This window comes from Paenibacillus thalictri (assembly GCF_004307995.1).
In the GTDB taxonomy this organism is placed as follows: domain Bacteria; phylum Bacillota; class Bacilli; order Paenibacillales; family NBRC-103111; genus Paenibacillus_AF; species Paenibacillus_AF thalictri.
The window spans coordinates 225,104-244,304 of record NZ_SIRE01000004.1; the positions used below are offsets into that span (position 1 = coordinate 225,104).

Sequence of the window (19,201 nt, forward strand, 5' to 3'; positions counted from 1 at the left end):
TATGGATTCTCTTTATATGATCGCGATCTACTATTCCAAACGATGCGGTCAAATAAAAGGTTGCGAATTAGCCGAATCCAATTTATGGTAAATAATGCGAATCTGACAGTCAGCTGGATGGTATTAATCGGAATTCAGTGACGACCAGCTTGTCTTCTTCAAGCCGGTAAGACGACCTATGCTCGATGCGATTGGCCGTTTGACCCAAACCGGTGCTTCCCGTCAGCTCGATGCAGTATTGGTCGGGGGCAGGCTGCCACCTGCTCAGCTCGTAATCCTCGATACCGCCGCGCAAAGCAAGCATCGTACCTGCGGCATCCGCCTGCGTACCGCCGGACAAACTGTCGTAATGATAATAATACGCGATCGCCCTGCCGGCCATTTCCGGCGAATACACCTTCAGCAGCTGCCTCCTGATCGACTCCAGCCCAAGCTCATCCAGTTCTCCGGAACCCGGCGAGGAAAGGACACGGTACGTCCAATCGTCGATGCCGGTCATCCATTCGGCAAGCTCGCCGTCGGATAAACTCATCACTTCCTTGCTCATGGAAGGCGGCTCCAGCGTTTTCAGCGTCAGTTCAAGCTGCCTTATCGTTTCTGCACGCTGCAGCGATTTTGTCGTTATGCCGTCGTCCTGTCCGGACTGCCGCTGGCATCCTGCCAACAAAATGGCGGCGACGGCAAGCAGCATCCATTTGTGCATAGCTTCCTCCTGAAATGCGGTATTTCCGTAGTGTTTTCCAATAACGGATGCATTATACAAGAGATAAGCCGGCAGGCGGATTGACGCAATAGATTACCCGAAAAAAGGAACAACCCGCAGCCGGTTCATATTTGAACCTGCCGCGGGCGCTCTGCCGTAAAACTTATGCTTTTATTTCGGCGTATTCCGTAACAAAAGAACGCAATGCCTGCTCGTCTATGTAAACGCCAAGCCCCGGATCATTAGGCACATCGATGTACCCTTTCTCCATTCGGAAAGCCGCATGGGAATACCGGGAAGCGGTCCGAATGGCATTAGGCTGGTATTCGAAAATCAGAAAGTTGGATACCGCTGCCGATACATGAACCGACGCCGCCGTACCTACGAGCTGATGCACGCTGAGGTGCGGTGCGAAAGCCAAGTGCCGCGCTTCCGCCATATGTGCGATGCGCACCATCTCCGTGATGCCGTTGCGGCCCAGATCAGGCTGGGCTACCTCCAGCGCTCCGGCGTCGATCCAGTCGCGAAACGCGTAGATCGTGCGCAGCGGTTCACCGATGGCGACAGCGGTATCGATGGCATCGGCCAACTTGCGGTGCCCTTGAATGTCTTCAAACGTAAGCGCGGATTCGAAGAACATCAGGTCCAGCTCCCCGATGGCGCGCCCCAGGGAAAACGCCTCCGACAGCAAATATTTGCCGTGACCGTCCAGCATCAGGTCGAGTTTTCCCGAATCGTAGCGGCTGCGGATGGCTGTGAGCAGCTCAAGATCGGCATGTTTTCCTTTGCCGAAGGTATGAATCTTGATCGCGTCATAACCTTCCTCCATAATCCGGTCGACGCTTTCCAGCCGCTCATCCGTCGATTGTCCGGGGACGCTGGAGCAATAGCAGCGCAGCTTGTCGCGGTATTTGCCGCCGAGCAGCATGTATACCGGCAGGCCAAGCGCTTTTCCTTTTATATCCCAAAAGGCTACATCAAGGCCCGCCATCGCATCGACCAAATAACCTCCGGTATACCCCCGCTCACGTAATGTGTCCAGCATTTTATCCCACAAATATTGGTTCTGGAACGGATTTTCTCCGAGCACAAGCGGCGCCAGATGGTTCTTGATGACGGTCGCCGCCACCTCGGGATTGGTCGGCGCAAGCAGCTCCCCCCAGCCTTCGATGCCTTCATCCGTTGAGACTTTGACGAAAATGGTCTCCATCTTATCCGAATAGATACATGAGCGCCGTCCTGCATTAATATAATAATCGCCCGTAATATAGCGCTTAGTTGGCGAAGCCGCTATTTGCTGCGGCGGAATTTTAACGATGTATACTTCGATTTTGGTGATCTTCATAAAAAACGCCTCCTCTGTTTGGCATCAGCTAACATCTACTTCTCGAGTTTATAAGTCCCGCTTTTCCAGCGCTTGCGCAAATCCGGCCGAAGAAGAGCGCTGACCGATTGCAGCGACATGCCGCCGTCGACGACAAGGTCCACTCCGTTGACGAATGCGGAAAGTTCGGAGGCCAGAAATAACGCGGCGTTTGCCACATCCTTGTATTCGCCGATTCGGCCGAGCGGATAACAATCCAGCAAAATATCCCGCTTCTGCGGGTCCATCCCTTCACCCGGCTGCTCCTTCTGCGTAAGCCCCGGCGAGATACAATTGACGCGAATCCGCTGCGCCCCATATTCCACGGCAAGCTGTTGTGTCAGCGAAACAATCGCCCCTTTCGAGGCGGCGTATGCCGGCAGACCCGGATTAAGATCAAAGGAATTGATGGAAGACATGTTGACGATAGAAGGAGCGCCGGAACATTGAAGCAGCGGCAGCGCATATTTGCAGCATAAAAAAACGGAGGTCAAATTGACCGCCAACGTCCGGTTCCAGTCCTCCAAAGAAATGTGAGCCAACGATCCCGAGGGCGTAATCCCGGCGTTGTTGATTAAAATGTCCAGCTGCGGGATTCCCGAGAACACGTTCGCAACGGTTGCTTCATCCGTCACATCAAGCGCCGCAAATTCGGCCATACCGCCGTTACGCACAATACGCGAAGCGACGGCAGCCCCTTCATCGCTCAGCACATCCGTCACAATGACACGGCCGCCTTCATCGGCAAACCGTTCCGCGATGGCCCGGCCGATTCCTTTCGCCGCCCCGGTGATCAGCGCCGTCTTCCCTTGCAACAACATGGCATTACCTCCTTGTCAGAGCTTTTTGCAAGTCGCTTCGTCGGACTGAATCTAGCACTGCAGTACCTTTCTGCGGTACTGCTTGGGCGAGCAACCGGTGATTTGCTTGAACAAGGTGCAGAAATAAGCTTCGTTGGCAATTCCCAGCGCATCGCACAATTCCTGATTCGTATAATCTTTCTGCTGAAGCAGCTCCAGCGATCTCTCGATTTTGCGTTGGTTGACATATTCCACAAGCCCCTGGTTCATTTCTTTCTTAAACAAGCTGCTGAAATAAGCCGGGGTTAAATTGACCGCATCGGCCACCTGCTGAAGCGACAATTTTTTCGCCATGTTCCGCTCGATATACAGCTTCGCTTTTACAATTTCCTCGCGCAGCTGAGAAGTATTCGATTTCATGCAAGCCAGCAGATGCTCCTTAATCAAAGAAAGCTGCTCACGGAACGGCAAATACTCCAAGGCGGCGTTCAATTCGGACGTTGAAGCGGATTGCCAGGCGCGCATTTTGCCCTTAGCCGTTTCCAAACATTCCCGCAGCAGCTTGGTCATCGCCTCGCGCTGCATCTTCAGCTCGGACGCATGAGATTGGAAGGCGGAGATCAGCTCCACCAACTCCTGTTCAGTGATCCCCGGCTCGATTTGCTGCAGCATACGCCCCAGCATCGTTTTCACATGCGGTTCATCCTCCGCATGATATTGGATGCTCTGGGACGGGGTGATGACAAGCCCGGCCCCCCAATAAAACGAGTCGTCGCAGGATGCTTTCGCTTGACGGTACGAATTCACTAGTTCGCTCCAGCCATGCGAGCGCCCGCTGAAGCCAACGGAGACGCTACGTTTTAAATACTGCTTCACATGAGACACGACTTGCCGCCCCAGCTCCTGGCATTGCCGTTCCCATTCCAAGGCGCTGTGCCTGGAGGGCCACGACACGAACCCGACAAACCGGTTCCCTTCCAATTCGCTGGCGAAACCGGCGCCCGCTGCGGCAATCGTTTCTTCCAAAATATTACTCAAGCCATACTTCAATACATTCTGGTCGGATAATCCATATTCCGTGCGAAATGAAGGATAATCGTTCATTTCTACAACAAAACAGCAATACGATTCCACTTGCAGATTAAGCTTGAACTTTGCGGCAAATTCGGCGGCCCGCTGCGGTCCGTGCGCCCCTTGCAGCAAATCCGTGAAAAATTGCTTGCGGATACGATGCTGATTTTCCAGCATCGAGATGTTCAGCTCGCGCACTTCGCTTTCTTTTTGCTCCGTTTCGGAAAGCCGCTTGGCCGCCTTATCCAAGCAGTCGCGCAAGTCGTCCTCATTCAGCGGCACCTTGATTAAATAATCGGAGACGTTGTTTTGGATCGCCCTTTTGGCGTAATGGAAATCGGAGTATGCGGACAAGATGATGAAATTGGCATGCGGCAGCCGGTTGCGAAGCTGCTCTATCATCTCCAGTCCGTTCATGCCCGGCATGACGATGTCCGTAATGACGATGTCGGGCTTCAGCTCCAGCGCCATCGCGATTCCCTCATGGCCGGAATAAGCTTTGCCCGCCAAGCGAAAGCTGCCTCTATTCATCCCAGGGCCGGCAAAAAACTGCTCCAGCCGCTGCAAGATCAAGTCCTCGTCATCCACAATCAAGCAGGAATACACTCTCAAGCCGCACCCTCCCTTTCCATTACACGTTTCAACATTACCCGGGAAATTCCGCCCTGACGACAGTGCCTTTGCCGGGCTCGCTGAGGATCGTTAACCCATACGATTCGCCATAATTCAACCGGATACGATCGTGAATATTGTGAAGCCCGATTCTTTTTCGGCTCACCTTTCGCTCATCGTCTTCACGCAGCAATAACCGCTGGGATTCTGCCTCCGTCATGCCGACGCCGTCGTCTTTCACTTCGACGATAAACCGCTCATTTTCCCGAAACGCGTTGATATATAATCTCCCTTCGATCCTGCCGCCTTGGTATCCGTGAAATATACTGTTTTCCACGATTGGCTGCAGCAGCATCCGAAACACCGGATATTCGAGCAGTTCGTTGTGAATGTGCTGTGACAGCTTGAACTCCTTGTTGTAGCGAATGTTCTGAATTTGCAAATAATCTTTCACATTGTCGATTTCTTCGTGCAGCGTCACCTTCTCCGAGGCGTCCGACACCCCGTATTCCAAAATGGCGATCAGCGACCGGATGACGGGGTCAACCTTGTCCAGCTGCCCGAGCCGAACCACATTGCTGATCGAACCTAATGTATTATAAAGAAAATGCGGATTGATTTGAGCTTGCAGAATTTGAATTTCCAGCTTGCGCTGAAGCTCCTTGCCTTCATCCAAATTGCGAATCAGCTCAACGATTTGTCTAATCATCAGATCGAAAGTATGCGACAGATCGCCGAACTCGTCGTTACGCTTCAAGGAAACTTGGACGTCCAGCCGCCCCTGTTTAATTGTATTCATCTTTTTCGTCAAATACATTAACGGCTTGCGGATATAACGAGTGACCACGGCGGCCACCACAATACTGAGCACAAGCCCGATACCGATGAGACCGATGAAATAAGCTTCGATCTTGCTCAGGGAAGCCAGAATCCGGGAGTCGTCGCTGATCGATACGATCAGCCAGTTGAACTTCGGCGTCGGTTTGATCATCACCGTTACCGGACGCCCCGTCGCGGTTTCGATCGGAATGGCGCCTCTTCCCGTTCCCAGCAGCTCTGCTGCCGTCTTGCTGCCAACCTTAAAGGTCCGCTGTTCCGCATTCACCTCAAGCAGTCCTTTGCTTTCCTGAAAACCGGCAACAATCATGCCTTTGTCATCGATCAACGCCAAATTCATCGATTCCGATTGTGTAATGCGCAGCAGCGAATCTTCGATGCGGTGAAGGTCGATGTCCAGCGCCACAACAATCGGCGGATTCGAGCCGGCGACATAACGGGCCATCGTCACCGTCCAACCGGAAAAAGTAGATTTATACGGCTTGCTGACCACGGACTGCAGTTTGTTGTTGAGCGCGAGATCAACGACATCTTGCCTTTCCGGGATCGGGTCGTCGAGCGTACGGGTAATCGGGCTTGCCCCGATAATCGACAAATCGCTGCGGATAATATAAATATTCGTGACATTTTCATAGTTCATTTCAAAAATGCTCCGCAGCGGGTTCCGCACACGGTCCAATTCGCTCAAATCGGACTTTACCATCGACTCGACGGAAAACAGAATCGTTTGTAAGGAGGAAAAATTAAGCGTTAAATATTGATCCACCTTGGACAAAAGCTGGTTGATATAATATCCGTCATTATCGCGGATCTCCTGCTCGACAAACCGGTACGACAGCTCGCTGATAATGGTCACGGAGCTGAGCACAAAAGCAAAACATATAATAAACAGTTTCCACGTAAGCCCGCCAAGCCAGCGCCTCACCGCATTCCCCCGCTTTCGCTGCGCGTCCTCTTGCTTCTTATGCATTATCTTATCACAGCGCAAAGCGAATGAGAGGGGGAGGGCGGCTGTTGCCGCGCCAGCTCTCCCGCCCCTGCCTTTCAATGTAAATTATTTCAAAATCCCCTGATCCTTCAGCTGCTTCGTGACGTTGTCGACGTAACCTTTCTGATTGAATTTGGAATCCAGCGTTTTGACGTAATTGTCCCAGTTAGCCAGCGATTCTTTGCCTGTAATGAATTTGAGCAGCATTTCGTTAACGTATTTTTCGCGGTCCTTAAACAGCGAATCATTGGTGTCCGGTACGACAAACCCGTTGGCGGTATTTGATTTGACGTATTTCTGATAAATTTTTTGGAACTCCTCGGTTCTCGGGTTTTGGAAATTGTAGTAGACGGCATCGTCGGCTTTGCGCGGCATTTTGTAATGTCCGGTCCACAAATATTTGTCATTGTCTTCCTTCGACGGCACCATACGAACGAGTTTACCGTCTTTCATGTCCCAGTTGATTCCTTTGATACCGTAGGAGAAATAAGGATAGGCGTCTTTATCGGTATACCAGTATGTCAGCATGTCGAAGATACGTTTCATTTTTTCCGGATCGGCGGCCGCTTTCTTGGAAATCGACCACATGTTGCTTTGCAAATTTTCGAGGCCCAATATTTGCTCGCCGGACGGCCCCTTCGGAGGCGCGATAGCGATCCAGTCCGGCACCTCGCCGCCGACTTCTTTCATTTTGTCCGTGGTGGCCGGCTCTAACGAGCGCCAGTCTCGGATAATGACGCCAACCTTGCCTTTGTAGAATTTCTGGGCAACCGCATTCGAATCGGAGATGGAAACCCAGTCCGGGTCGATGACTTTTTCCGACACCATTTTGTTCAGAAAGGTAACGGCTTCCTTCATCCGCGGATCGACGTTATCGATGACTAGTTTATTATCCTTAATGTCCACCGTATTCGGATTGACGCCAAACATCCACATGACCGTTTCGATGCCAAGCACCGCGTTTTGGTTTACAAACGAACCGTCCTTCAGCACCCCTGTGACAAACCCGTACGTATCGTCTTTGCCGTTGCCGTCCGGATCTTTGGTCGTAAACGCCTTCATGACCTCCAACAGTTCATCCGTCGTTGTCGGCACCTTCAGGTTCAGCTTCTTTAACCAGTCGTTGCGGATCCACCAGCCGTTGATGCCCTGTACCAGTTCATAACCCGGCGTACCGATCAGCTTGCCCTTGTATTTTAAAGCGTCCCAGGCGTTCGGTTTAAAATGGCCGTAAAATGTGTTGTATTTTTTCACGATGTCGTCCAGATCTGCCAATACGCCTTGGTCGTAATACTGCACCGCCGTCGTTTTATCCTTGAAAAAAATCATGTCGGGGATGTCGCCGGACGCAATTAACGTATTCAGCGTATTGTTCTCCTGCCCTGGCTGCGGTACCGTCATCTGCAGATCGATATTGGCCGATTTCTCCAGCATCGCGCGGATCGGATCGTCCTCGGCTTTTGGCACCGGCGCGGTCTGGCTGTAAGAGCCGGCTTGAAACATCGTAATTTTCACTTTCTTGTCGGACGAACTGCCGGATGCCGCGCCTGAAGCTACGCCGCCCGTTCCCTCCGTTTTCCCGCCGCCGCAAGCGGAAAGCGCGACACTGCAGGAAAGTACGGCAGCCATAAACGATATAAGCGATTTTTTGTTCTTCATGAGACCTCTCCTTTGATTTTATAATGATGGAGTCTGCGGGACGGGAGCTTGCGAGCATGTATTCATGAGCATGGCGATTACGGGAAGAGATGGTACTCCACCGCTCGTGAAAACCGTATTTTTTAGGAATTTACCTTGCGGTAAAAATACGGTTTTCAAGGCGGACGTAAACTTTCTGTACCATTCTCTTCCCTCCATCACATTACGAATACATATTCAAAAATTGACTTCGTCCCGCACACTGCCGCGATCACTTATGCCTAACCTTTGATAGAACCGAGCAGGACTCCTTTGGTGAAATGCTTCTGGATAAACGGATACACAATGAGAATCGGCAGCGTCGACAGTACAACGGCAGCCATCTGCAGCGCCAATGTGCCGACAGGCTGGTCTTCGTTATTCAGATCGTTGCTGATCGCCTGCACGTTAAGCAAAATGTTGCGGAGCACGACCTGCAGCGGCAGCTGATCGGCTTTGTGAATGTACATGATGGCGTCGAAATACGAATTCCAATGCCATACTGCGTAAAACAACCCGATCGTCGCCATCACCGGCAGCGAAAGCGGCACGATAATTTTCATCAGAATGGTCATATCGCCGGAGCCGTCGACTCTTGCCGATTCTTCCAGCTCAACCGGCAGCTGCTCAAAAAATCCTTTCATAATGACGAGATTAAAGGCGCTGAGCATCCCCGGCACGATCAGTGACCATACCGTATTCAGCAAGCCTAGATAACGTACAAGCAGGTAAGTGGGGATAAGTCCCCCAGAGAACAACATCGTGAATACGATATATAGCAGAAATGCGCTGCGTCCCGGCAAATATTTGCGCGACAGCGGGTACGCCGTGATTGCCGTGAAAAATAAGCTGAGCGCGGTGCCGACAATCGTCCGGAACAACGTGACTTGGTAAGCCGCGCCAAGTCCATGGCTGCTGCCGAGCATTTCGCGGTAAGCACGCAGCGTGATCGTATCCGGGATGATGACGATGCCTTTGCGGACGATTTCCGCCTCCGGCGTCAGGGACATAATCGTCACATAAAGCAGCGGGAACAAACAGAAGACGGACAATACGATCAACACGATATAAATGAACAGACCGCCTATTTTTTCACCTGGTGTCATGGTCAGCATTAAATGTTCCTCCTAAGGGCTTTTCCGAAGGAAAAGCCTGCATCGTAAGTATGGACCGGGCTTTTCCTTCGGAAAAGCTCGCATCTCTACCATATTTGTCCGTCGAATTTTTTGGCGAGCTTATTGGCCATAACCACAAGGATAAAACCAATCACCGCTTTAAACAGCCCGACGGCGGTCGCCAAACCGACCTTCAGCCGCTCCAGCCCTTCCCGGTACACCCAGGTGTCGATAATGTCCACTTTGTCCGTGTTAAAAGCATTTTCCATCATATAAATCTGGTCGAATCCGGCGTCCAATATGTGGCTCAGCTTCATAATGAGCAGCATAATCATCACAGTGCGGATGCCGGGTAAAGTGACATGCCACAGCTGCCTCCATTTCGAAGCGCCGTCCATCCGCGCGGCTTCGTACAAGCTAGGGTCAATCCCGGCGAGAGCAGCCAAATATAGGATTGCTCCCCAGCCGATTTCCTTCCACACATCGGAGGCAACCAGCAAAAATCGCGCGTAAGCCGGCTCAGTCAGAAAGGCGACCGGCTCCATGCCGTATTGTTTAAACAACAGATTGATGAACCCTTCCCCCGGCGCCAGTAAAGCGACCAGCAGCCCATACACGATCACCCAGGATAAAAAATGCGGCATATACGTAATGGTCTGCACGAATCGTTTAAACCAGTTGACGCGTACTTCATTCAGCAGCAGCGCCAGCACAATCGGCGCCGGGAACCCATAGACCAGCTTATACAGCGAGATCAGCACCGTATTGCTCATAATGTCCCAGAAATAAACGCCGTAAATAAAATCTTTAAAATTTTTCAAACCCGCCCACGGACTGTCCCAAATGCCGACGGACAGATTATAGTCCTTAAAGGCGATCACGATGCCCGCCATAGGAACATACTTGAACAAGCTGAAGTATAGCAGACCGGGGATAAGCAATACGTACATCATCTTGTACCGGGCTGCCGTTTTTGCGATGGCTTTCATCGTCATTCCCATTCAATCACCTTTTGTTTGTTGTTGGTGACTTTATCATAGCGGAGATGAAAGCGTTGTATTTCTGATATTTTTCGATGTTGTTTTAAAATTTATGGATTCCGACTGTCCATTCATTGTGCGTAGCCCAATATGCGATCAGAGCCTGCCCCTCTAACAGACATGGGAGACGCTATGTAAACAAAATCAGAGGTTTGCCAAATGGAAGGGACACCAGAGTCCTTATGTTGCCTATCACTTGTGGTTTCCCTGATTTTTTGAGCGAATAGGCGCGTCCCTGTCCGTTAAAATAGCAAACCTCGACTTTTTTGCCGAATAAGCTCGCTCATGTCCATTAGCGTTGGGCCGCGACGATTCGTATGTGAATGGTCTTCAGAGCTGCTATTCGGCGGCCTCCTCATAGGGTCCAGATGGAATCGCACAGGCACAGTACTGACGTTAAGTCCTGTCCGTTAGCCATCCTCACTGAAATTCCGGATCGTTCTACTAGGCCAAGAAAGAGATATTTTTCCGTACAAAAGACTACTGCCTCCGTAAATTTCGGAATAGGCCTACGTTTTGAAGCGATACGTAGAAAAGAGTCCTTGCCACGGATAAACTTTGTCAGTTGGACAAAGCTATTTGTCCGTTTATGTTGCAGTTCAGTGTAACTCGTCCCCGAACTAAAAAAACCTCCGGCACAGACATGATGCCATATGTCTGTACTGAAGGTTGGGATGAATCCTCGTGTTCAGGTTTCGCCGCGCGGGGTTCGACCACTGCCATGCGACGCCGTGACGCGTGCTCTGGATTCGCGCGCGTTGGAAACTGCGGTACTAGGCTTGCTCCGCGTACTGCTTGTAGATAGCCACCGCGCCTTTGGCGCTTAGCAGGTCGGATTGCTCGTCCGAGATGACGTCGACCGTGAGAGCCGGGTACGTTTCCCTTAAGACCGGCGCAAATATCGACGGGAACAGTTCTTTGCCGTACAATACAATCCGCTTGGTGCCGGGAACGATCATTTCGCCGACCATCTGCAGATCAAGTGCCAGCAGCGTGCCAAGGAAGAAGCTGGATGCCTCCTGCTTGCTCCTTTTTTCCATTGTGTCCAGCACACGGGTGGAAAAGAGCGCCCGGCCGAAGCCGGTATGCTTTGCAATCTGCAGCCCTTCGCGTACGCGAGCCATGTCAGGCATGATCTCTTCTACCGGCAGCAGACTGCTTTTGAGGATCGTATTTTGCGAAACCGCCATCATCAGTTCGCCCGTAATCGCCGTCCTGCAGCCCGTAATGCTGCCCTCTTCAAGCAAAATACATTTGTGGTGGGAGCCATAATGCATAAACAGAACCGACTCGTTCCGCTTATCGCCCAGACTGTCCAAATAACCGAAAATTTCCGCCTCTTCCCCGCGCATCATATCTTTGTCCTGCAGCCGGGTATCCGCCTGAAATCCGGTTTTGACACCAGGGATAAAAACAAACGGCCGGTCCGTAATCCCCGGAAAAACCTGGCGCACAAGCTGTGAGGCAAGCTGGTCCGCGTTCATCGGCGCTTCGAGATGCGGAATTTCATATAAGCCCATATTGGAGGAAATCATGCCGGACGCCACCGCCGCATCGATCCGATCGGCAGCGATCCCCGTTTGCTTCAGCAGCTCGTCGACGCATTCTTTTAACGCACGCTCCAATACGTCCTTGCTTCCGGTCATCGCAACATCTCTTGCCCCTACTTGGCGTTTGGCCGAGGCGATAATCGTCTCGCCGTCCGTCAGGCGAATCCGGCTTGTTGTTGTTCCTGCGTCTATGACAAATAACAGCATGTTGTTGTTCTCCTCGCTTTGTCTTTTATCCCTTAATCCCGGAGCTTGTAACCCCTTCAACCACATAACGCTGACCGAGCAAAAACACGATAATGATCGGAATGATGCTTGCCGACGCGGCCGCCATCATCCCGTTGTAGTCGATGTTGCTTTCCAGCACGAATTTGTTGAGTCCAAGCGGAATCGTGTACAACTTCTGGCTGTTGAGAAAAATTAGCGGGTTTTCGTAATCGTTCCAGTTCCAAGTGAAATCCAGAATCATAAACGAAGCGATCACCGGCTTAGCCAGCGGCAGCATAATTTTCCACCAGATGTAGAAGTGATTCGCGCCGTCTACCTTCGCCGCTTGGATCAGCTCATTCGGGAACGACACAAAAAACTGCCGCATCAAAAACACCCCGAACACACTGAAGCACTGCGGCAAAATAAGCGCCCAATGGGTATTATAAATCCCCATCCAATCGAACATGATGAACTTCGGCACAAACAAAATTTGATTGGGTACCATCATCATCGAAATGTACAGCAGAAAAAACGCATCCCGGCCCTTGTACTCCAGCTTGGCAAAGCTGTATGCGGCAAGGCTGCTTAAAAAAGCGGCCAAAATAACCGGGATCAAGGTTACTTTCAGCGAGTTCAAGTAATAAGTGATAAACGAGTCGCTTCCCGACCAGACGTTGATATGATGTTTGAAATCAAATGTAGCGGGAATCCACTGCACCGGGTAATTAAACACATCCGACGCCTTTTTAAACGAAGTCGAGATCATCCATATAAAAGGGATAATCATCTCGACGGCGATCACGAGCATGACAATGGTCAAAATCCACTTGCCCAAAAGCCTGGCAGCGGACAATTTGTCCTTTTGGGCCGCGTTTCGTTTCGCCGCCGGTTTCGAGCTTACTTCTATTGTATTTGCAGGCATGGCGTTCCTCCTAAGAGCTTTTCCGTAGGAAAAGCTTGCATCGTAAGCATAGACTGAGCTTTGCGAAGCAAAGCTGACTTCGTAAGCGATTCTGAGCTTTGCGAAGCAAAGCACTTTGTTTTAATAATGCACCCACCGTTTTTGGCCTTGCCACTGGATGACCGTTACAATCATAATCATCACAAACAGCACCAACGACATAACGGACGCGTAGCCCATGTCGTAGAACCGGAACGCGGTGGTGTAAATGTAATAACCCAGCACCGTGGTCGAATCCCCCGGTCCGCCCTGGGTCAAGGCATTTACGATGCCAAACACCTTAAACGAACCGATGATCCCCGTCACCAACAAAAAGAAAGTACCCGGAGACAGTAGCGGAAACGTGATATAGGTGAATTTTTGCCAGCCCTTGGCCCCGTCCACTTCCGCCGCTTCGTACAAGTCCCGCGGAATTCCCTGTAGATGCGCGAGGTAGATAATCGTGTTGAAACCGATATGCGACCAAATGTAAATGATGATCAGAGCCGGCAGCGCCCACTTCGTACTGGCCAGCCACATCGGCGGGTTATCGACGCCAAACGCCTTGAGGAATCCGTTCAGCGGGCCTCTGCGCGGCTCGTACAGCAGCATCCAGACAAAAGCGACGGCGATTCCGTTCGTGACATAAGGTATAAAGAACATCGCGCGCAGCGTTTTTTGAATAAACACCTTATCGTTCAGCACTACCGATACGATAAGCGCCAGTGCGACGGCCAGCGGCACCCCAATCACCGTGTACATGACATTGTTTTTCAGTGATTTCCAGAACGTCTCGTCGCCTGCCAGTTGGGCGAACTTCTCCAGCCCGACGAATTTCATCTCCGCAAGTCCGGCCATATGGTTCCATTCCATAAAACATAAGGCGAATGCAAAAAGACACGGGATCAGCATAAACACCGTGATTCCGATCAGGTTGGGAGCGATAAATAAATAGCCCAGCAGTTTCTCTTGTTTGTTCACAATCAGCCCTCCCTTGGTTTATTTCTATGGTAGCATCGCCCGAGAACGGCTGAAAATGAACATCGTTTTGAAATAAGGGGTAAAATATTTAGAAGTGGCGGCTATTTTGTCAACGCATTCGTTGACACTTGGATTAGGTATGTTACGATGAAAGCAAGTATAAAATAACAAAGAGAGCCGTGCTGGAACATGACTCTCTCGTGACAAGCGGTGGAAGCCGCGGCGCACATAAGCGAAACCTACGCGGAAACCACCGGGGCTCTAACCTTAACGGTGGTTTTTCCATTTGCGCCTACAAATAAAAAAACAGAACCGCAACTCGATTGCTGCGGCTCTGTCCTTTTTCATTTCACCAATGACGCCTTGCTCTACTTGCTTGACTTGATGGCATCGTCGGATTTTTTCTTCATGTTTTTGATCGCGTCTTCGACGGATTGTTCTTTCAGCAGCGCCTTTTCCGATTCTTCGGTCATGATCTGCAAAATTTTGGCCGCCCCTTCAGTCCGTACGCGGTCCAAGTTGCGGTGCATCGGGTTGTTCAGCACATACTTCTTGAACGAATCCAGATCAAACAGCTTATCGCGTTTGTCTCCGAGGAAATACTTGGTGATATCGTCGGTGTTCGCTTTTTTCCAGGCCGGAATGCGCACTGAATTGATCATCGGATAGTAACCGTCTGTGGCGTAATATTTCAGGAACTGATACGCCGCTTCCTTGTTGCTCGCCTGCGGCGACATGGAGATCCATTCGCGCAGACCGCCGCTCCAAATTTCATTCTGCTCAGGCGTCAGCGTAGGCATCGGCGCAAACGCGGTCACGAAATCATGAGGATACTTCTCCGGATCGCGGATATCCCGCAGCAGCGAGTTGTAGTTGTTGATCATCGCCACATGACCCTTCGTAAACTCGGAGGACATATCCATTTTGGATGCCTTCATCTCGATCAGCGGCACCTGCGACTGGTCGATGTTTTCCATTTGGTAGCGGATTTGCAGCGATTTCAGGAACGCCGGATCATCAAAGTTGGACTCCGGTTTGCCTTCCTTGTACGTATAGTCGCCGTTCAGCAGCGTCTGCGCCGGGCTGGCCCAATGGTTTCCGGCCGTCGCTTCGATCGAGCCGTAAATCTTGTTGTTGCCTTCACCTTTGGTCAGCTGCTTGGCGATTTTCATGTAATCGTCCCAGGTCCATTTATCGGGAATTTTGATACCTGCGGCTTCAAGCATATTTTTATTGTACATGATAAAAGCGTTGGAGCCCCCGTTGGTAGGCATAAAATAGCGCTTGCCGCCGGTTTCGTACGGGTGCTTGCCGAAATTTTCCTCGAGATTGAAGTTTTCCTTATCGAGGAACGGGTCCAGCGGTTCCAGCAGCTTGCTTGTAATCCGTTTTTGCATCGTTTCCCAAGCGTAATTGATGTATACGTCGACGTTTCCGGCCAGCAGCGCCGCTTCCAGCTTGGTGTTGCCGCTGTCGTCATTCACAAACCGGGTGTAGGTGACCTGGATATCGGGATGCGCCTTGTTCCAAGCATCGACCAGTTCCTGCGGTCCGGTTTCCGGCGGAATGGCTCCCCAGAAGTTCAAGTGAGTCACTTTCTTTTTCGGTTCGGCCCCTTGCTTCTGATCTCCCGACGCGGCTTTATCCCCGTTGCCGCATGCCGCCGTAGTCACTGCGAGCGCTGCCGCCAATACGCCAAACGATATTTGTTTTAAATGCGTTTTCAAAATGTACTAGCCCCTTCCCTTTTCTGTGATGTTACCAACCGGCTTCATACGCCTTGGTTGAAAGTATACCGCTTCGGGGGTGCCGGGCAGGATAGAAGATTTTTTTACAAAACGTGCAATTTATTTGGATGGGACGATGAAAATTTTTAGATCGCACTCCCGTGCCGGGTAAACTGAGCGCGGTATTCGCTGGGCGTCATCTGCAGCTGTCCGCGGAAAATTTTGCGAAAATAAGCGACATCGTTATAACCGACCTCTTCGGAAATTTCCGTAATATTTTTCGAGGAGTCTCTTAACAGCAGCTGCGCTTTCGTCAACCGGTAATGCGTCAAAAATTCGCTGAAGCCTTCGCCCGTCTCCTTCTTGAACAGGTGGCTGAAATACGTGCTGTTCAGCCCGATATGCTGGGCAACGTCGACAATGCTGATCTCATCGGCATAATGCCGCTCGACATACCGCTTCGCTTTCTCAATTTCTTCGCGCGAACGCAAGCCTTTGGACAGCTGGCGAATCAGCTCCTCCATCCGGATCGTATAGTCGATATACCAATTCCGCATATCCTCCAGCGTTTCCAGCGAATGAATCTGCTCGAACGGACTGACCGAACGGTCGTGCGATTCTTTCGCTGAACCGTCGTAACTCTTGTACATCCTCAGCCAAGGAATGACCCATTCGGTGAAATACGATTTGACATCTTCTGCGGGCCAAGCGCCTGCCGTTTTGATCGACTCGATACATTCCAGCACGGTGATACGTACCTTTTCAAAAGCAAAGCTGTCCAGGTCGGCAGCCATTGCCTTCTCATCAAGCATGGCGGACAGCGGCCCCAGCCTGTTATCCGCCGCCGCATCATCCCCGGCCGGATTGGAGTCCGGGTAGAACTGAATGGAACCGTGGCCGTGGTAAAATTTTTGTTCGAGCGCCGACGCGCTTTGCGAATAACCTGCGTAAAAATGCTGGAACATATTCATCCGCTCGCCGATGCCGATGGAAACCGAATAGTTCAAAAAGCGCAGCAGCGAATGCTGAATCTCCTTGGCGAGCAGGAAGGTTGATTCGTTGTTCCAGCCGTCCCCTACGGCGCATACCGCTAAATATTCGTCTTCATCAAGCTCCACGACATCCGTTGCAACTTCTCTGCCCAGCACTTCTTCCACGATATTAATCACCGAATATTTTAAAAGGTGGCCGCGCAGCTTCGGGTCGTTCTTATCCAGCCTGTACGGTCGGTCGCCACGAATAGACATCGCGATGTGCTCCCCCGGAGCAATCCGCAGCTTGAGACGGCCGCCGAGCTTCAAGGTTTGATGTTTATCGCGAACGGCAATCCGGTAAAAATGCTCCTTCAGCACCGCTTGCTCAGGCTGCAGCGGTTCTTCCGCCTGCACGGCAGGCTCGGCTGCTCCTTTTCCCGCGGCGCGCAGCTGGTCCAGTTCCTTGCCCACTTTTTCCAGAATGCCGATCAAGTTCTCCGGATTAAACGACAACTTCAGAAAATAATCGTTGACGCCCAAACGGAATGCCTGCTGCAGCACATCGAATTCGTTGACGCAGCTGAGCACAACGATTTTCAAATCCGGCCAGCGCTTTAACGCTTGTTCGATAAAAGCAATCCCGTCCATCTTGGGCATCCGGATATCCGTCAGCACCACATCGGGAGCAAGCTGCTCGCATAACGCCAGCGCTTCTTCCCCGTTGCCCGCTTCGCCGCACAAGGTAAACCCAATCTGTTCCCATTCGATAAACGATTTTAATCCGACCCGGACGATCATCTCATCATCCGCGATAAGCACTTTGTACATAAAGGCGTTCCTCCTTTCCCATGACCAGAGGCAAGACGATGCGCACAACGGTGCTGATGCCCTCAACGCTGGCAAACATCATCCCGTATTGCGGGCCGTACAGCATCCGGATGCGCTCCTGCACGTTGCGCAAGCCGATGCCGGATATTTGCCGATGTTCAGGCTGATTCCCAGCCGGCGTCTCGGCGAACAATTGCTTCAGCCTCTCTTCGCTGATCCCTTTGCCGTTATCCTTGACGAACAAAATCAGCTTATCCTCGCCGGCTTCCGCTTCGATTCTGATTTCTCCGCGGATTTCGTGCTGCTCGAACCCATGCAAAATCGCGTTCTCCACAAGCGGCTGCAGCACAAACTTGGGAATCATCGCCTGCTGCAGTTCATCAGGGACGTGTATCGACAAGCTGACCCGTTCCCCGAACCGCGCGTATTGCAGCTTCATGTAATGCTGGACGTAATCGATCTCTTGGCGAAGCGAGATGCGATCTTCCACCCGTGAAGTGCTCATTTCCAAAATTTTGCCGAGTGACGAAATTAAATCCGCCACATGATGCGCTTTGCTGATCGATGCCGTCCATTTGATCGAACTGAGCGTATTAAACAGAAAATGCGGGTTCACTTGAGCCAGCAGCGATTCGTAATATATTTCCGATTTTTTGCGTTCCTCTTCCCGCAGCTGCCCGAACAAATCGCCGATTTGCCGAACCATCCGGTTGAAATGAAGCGCAATATGGCTGACTTCATCTTTTGTCGTTATTGCAACCTCTGCGTCCCAATCGCCTTCTCCGACCCGTTTCATCGCCCATCTCAGCTGCTTCAAAGGCCGGGTAATGCGGTTGGTGACAAGCGCGGTGACGCCGATAAACACAAGCAGCGAAATCAGCGAAAATAACGTAAAACTTTTCATCAGGAAGCGAATGTCCTTGTACAGCTCGGCTTCGTCCAGCAGTTGAACGACCGTCCAGCCCTTCAAGGGCAAACCTTGCGAAATGACACGAAATCCGCTGCGATTGAACTGATGAATATCAACCGAGTTCCAGCTTGTAAAATGGCTCGCCAAATCTAGTTTCAACTCATCCGGCAACTCTTCGTCATGGCCGTAAATGAGCTCACCCTGCTCGTTATAAATAAGCGTTGCCCAGCTGTTTTTGATCTCGGAGAGCCACTTATCGATTTGCGACTGCTCGATGCTTGTACGTAAAACGCCGGAGTTTCCTTCTATAGCCTGAGCCATGGAAAGCATAGGGGACTTAGCGCTGCTGTTTCGCAAAAAATTGTTCTCCAGCGGCATCCATACCGGAAAAGGCGAATGCTGCACGGCTTTGCCGTACCACTCGCTTGCCGTTAGGCTTTTCCCCGGCAGCGATGGCCAGTTGCCGAACACCCGGCCGTCACGGGCGACCAGCGTAAAATAGATGCTGCTCACCCTTCCCGTATTTTGCGCCTCGTCGAAAGCCCGGTCCAGTGTGTCCATATCGAGCTGGTACTGCCAATCAGACTCTCCGCTGCCCCGCTCCACTATTTGCTTGGTGGCCGGATTCAAGATGATGCCGTTGGATACGCGGACCAGATCGAGCAGGCGGCTTCCCACCAGCTGGTACATTTGTTCGAACGATTTATTGGAGTAGTCCTGGACTTTGGATTCCAACGTGCTGCTGTACTGCTGATAAAGCAGCAGCAGCGCCAAATAAATGGGGATTAATACGAAAATGACAAAAGCGCTGATGAGCTTGATGGAAAGGGAAGAAAAAATTTTCACCGTGATCCTCCTCCCGGTTGGTTTAAGCC

At 51.3% G+C, this 19,201-nt stretch carries 14 protein-coding genes; all 14 read right to left on the reverse strand.

Annotated elements, in window-relative coordinates; genetic code table 11:
- Positions 1–109 precede the first annotated feature (109 nt).
- Positions 110–703: a hypothetical protein gene (locus EYB31_RS05610; RefSeq protein ID WP_131012304.1), complete on the reverse strand. Its 594-nt coding sequence runs from the start codon at positions 701–703 to the stop codon at positions 110–112.
- Positions 704–866: 163 nt separating this feature from the next.
- Positions 867–2,048: a mandelate racemase/muconate lactonizing enzyme family protein gene (locus EYB31_RS05615; protein WP_131012305.1), complete on the reverse strand. Its 1,182-nt coding sequence runs from the start codon at positions 2,046–2,048 to the stop codon at positions 867–869.
- A 35-nt stretch (positions 2,049–2,083) separates the two neighbouring features.
- The gene (locus EYB31_RS05620; RefSeq protein WP_131012306.1) at positions 2,084–2,887 is read right to left on the reverse strand and encodes an SDR family NAD(P)-dependent oxidoreductase; all 804 of its coding nucleotides are present in this window, start codon (positions 2,885–2,887) and stop codon (positions 2,084–2,086) included.
- Between the two features lie 51 nt (positions 2,888–2,938).
- Positions 2,939–4,543 carry a response regulator gene (locus EYB31_RS05625; RefSeq protein WP_240762139.1) on the reverse strand — a complete coding sequence of 535 codons (1,605 nt, stop codon included), beginning with the start codon at positions 4,541–4,543 and terminating at the stop codon, positions 2,939–2,941.
- A 40-nt stretch (positions 4,544–4,583) separates the two neighbouring features.
- Positions 4,584–6,356 (reverse strand): sensor histidine kinase, encoded by a 1,773-nt coding sequence (locus EYB31_RS05630; protein WP_240762084.1) that lies wholly within the window; start codon positions 6,354–6,356, stop codon positions 4,584–4,586.
- Between the two features lie 84 nt (positions 6,357–6,440).
- Positions 6,441–8,033, reverse strand: coding sequence for an extracellular solute-binding protein (locus EYB31_RS05635; RefSeq protein WP_131012308.1), 1,593 nt, complete (start codon positions 8,031–8,033; stop codon positions 6,441–6,443).
- Positions 8,034–8,293: 260 nt separating this feature from the next.
- Positions 8,294–9,166 carry a carbohydrate ABC transporter permease gene (locus EYB31_RS05640; RefSeq protein WP_131012309.1) on the reverse strand — a complete coding sequence of 291 codons (873 nt, stop codon included), beginning with the start codon at positions 9,164–9,166 and terminating at the stop codon, positions 8,294–8,296.
- 86 nt (positions 9,167–9,252) lie between these two features.
- Entirely contained in the window at positions 9,253–10,155 is a 903-nt protein-coding gene (locus EYB31_RS05645) for an ABC transporter permease (protein ID WP_240762086.1), read from the reverse strand.
- An 824-nt stretch (positions 10,156–10,979) separates the two neighbouring features.
- Complete coding sequence (locus EYB31_RS05650) at positions 10,980–11,963, reverse strand: 2-dehydro-3-deoxygalactonokinase (protein WP_165452233.1); 984 nt, start codon at positions 11,961–11,963, stop codon at positions 10,980–10,982.
- Between the two features lie 25 nt (positions 11,964–11,988).
- Complete coding sequence (locus EYB31_RS05655) at positions 11,989–12,888, reverse strand: carbohydrate ABC transporter permease (RefSeq protein WP_131012312.1); 900 nt, start codon at positions 12,886–12,888, stop codon at positions 11,989–11,991.
- Positions 12,889–13,008: 120 nt separating this feature from the next.
- The gene (locus EYB31_RS05660) at positions 13,009–13,887 is read right to left on the reverse strand and encodes a carbohydrate ABC transporter permease (protein WP_240762090.1); all 879 of its coding nucleotides are present in this window, start codon (positions 13,885–13,887) and stop codon (positions 13,009–13,011) included.
- Between the two features lie 368 nt (positions 13,888–14,255).
- Positions 14,256–15,614: an ABC transporter substrate-binding protein gene (locus EYB31_RS05665; protein ID WP_165452234.1), complete on the reverse strand. Its 1,359-nt coding sequence runs from the start codon at positions 15,612–15,614 to the stop codon at positions 14,256–14,258.
- Between the two features lie 146 nt (positions 15,615–15,760).
- On the reverse strand, positions 15,761–17,416 hold the full coding sequence (locus EYB31_RS05670; protein ID WP_131012314.1) for a response regulator transcription factor: 1,656 nt from the start codon (positions 17,414–17,416) through the stop codon (positions 15,761–15,763).
- Positions 17,391–19,172 carry a sensor histidine kinase gene (locus EYB31_RS05675; protein ID WP_131012315.1) on the reverse strand — a complete coding sequence of 594 codons (1,782 nt, stop codon included), beginning with the start codon at positions 19,170–19,172 and terminating at the stop codon, positions 17,391–17,393. The genes EYB31_RS05670 and EYB31_RS05675 overlap by 26 nt, the downstream gene beginning before the upstream one ends.
- Positions 19,173–19,201: the final 29 nt, after the last annotated feature.

Excerpts from the sequence above, each read along its gene's own strand:
- EYB31_RS05635 (WP_131012308.1), bottom strand. The coding sequence starts at position 8,033 with ATGAAGAACAAAAAATCGCTTATATCGTTTATGGCTGCCGTACTTTCC.
- EYB31_RS05640 (WP_131012309.1), bottom strand. The coding sequence starts at position 9,166 with ATGCTGACCATGACACCAGGTGAAAAAATAGGCGGTCTGTTCATTTAT.
- EYB31_RS05645 (WP_240762086.1), bottom strand. The coding sequence starts at position 10,155 with ATGAAAGCCATCGCAAAAACGGCAGCCCGGTACAAGATGATGTACGTA.
- EYB31_RS05670 (WP_131012314.1), bottom strand. The coding sequence starts at position 17,416 with ATGTACAAAGTGCTTATCGCGGATGATGAGATGATCGTCCGGGTCGGA.
- EYB31_RS05620 (WP_131012306.1), bottom strand. The coding sequence starts at position 2,887 with ATGTTGTTGCAAGGGAAGACGGCGCTGATCACCGGGGCGGCGAAAGGA.
- EYB31_RS05630 (WP_240762084.1), bottom strand. The coding sequence starts at position 6,356 with ATGCATAAGAAGCAAGAGGACGCGCAGCGAAAGCGGGGGAATGCGGTG.
- EYB31_RS05610 (WP_131012304.1), bottom strand. The coding sequence starts at position 703 with ATGCACAAATGGATGCTGCTTGCCGTCGCCGCCATTTTGTTGGCAGGA.
- EYB31_RS05650 (WP_165452233.1), bottom strand. The coding sequence starts at position 11,963 with ATGCTGTTATTTGTCATAGACGCAGGAACAACAACAAGCCGGATTCGC.
- EYB31_RS05615 (WP_131012305.1), bottom strand. The coding sequence starts at position 2,048 with ATGAAGATCACCAAAATCGAAGTATACATCGTTAAAATTCCGCCGCAG.
- EYB31_RS05655 (WP_131012312.1), bottom strand. The coding sequence starts at position 12,888 with ATGCCTGCAAATACAATAGAAGTAAGCTCGAAACCGGCGGCGAAACGA.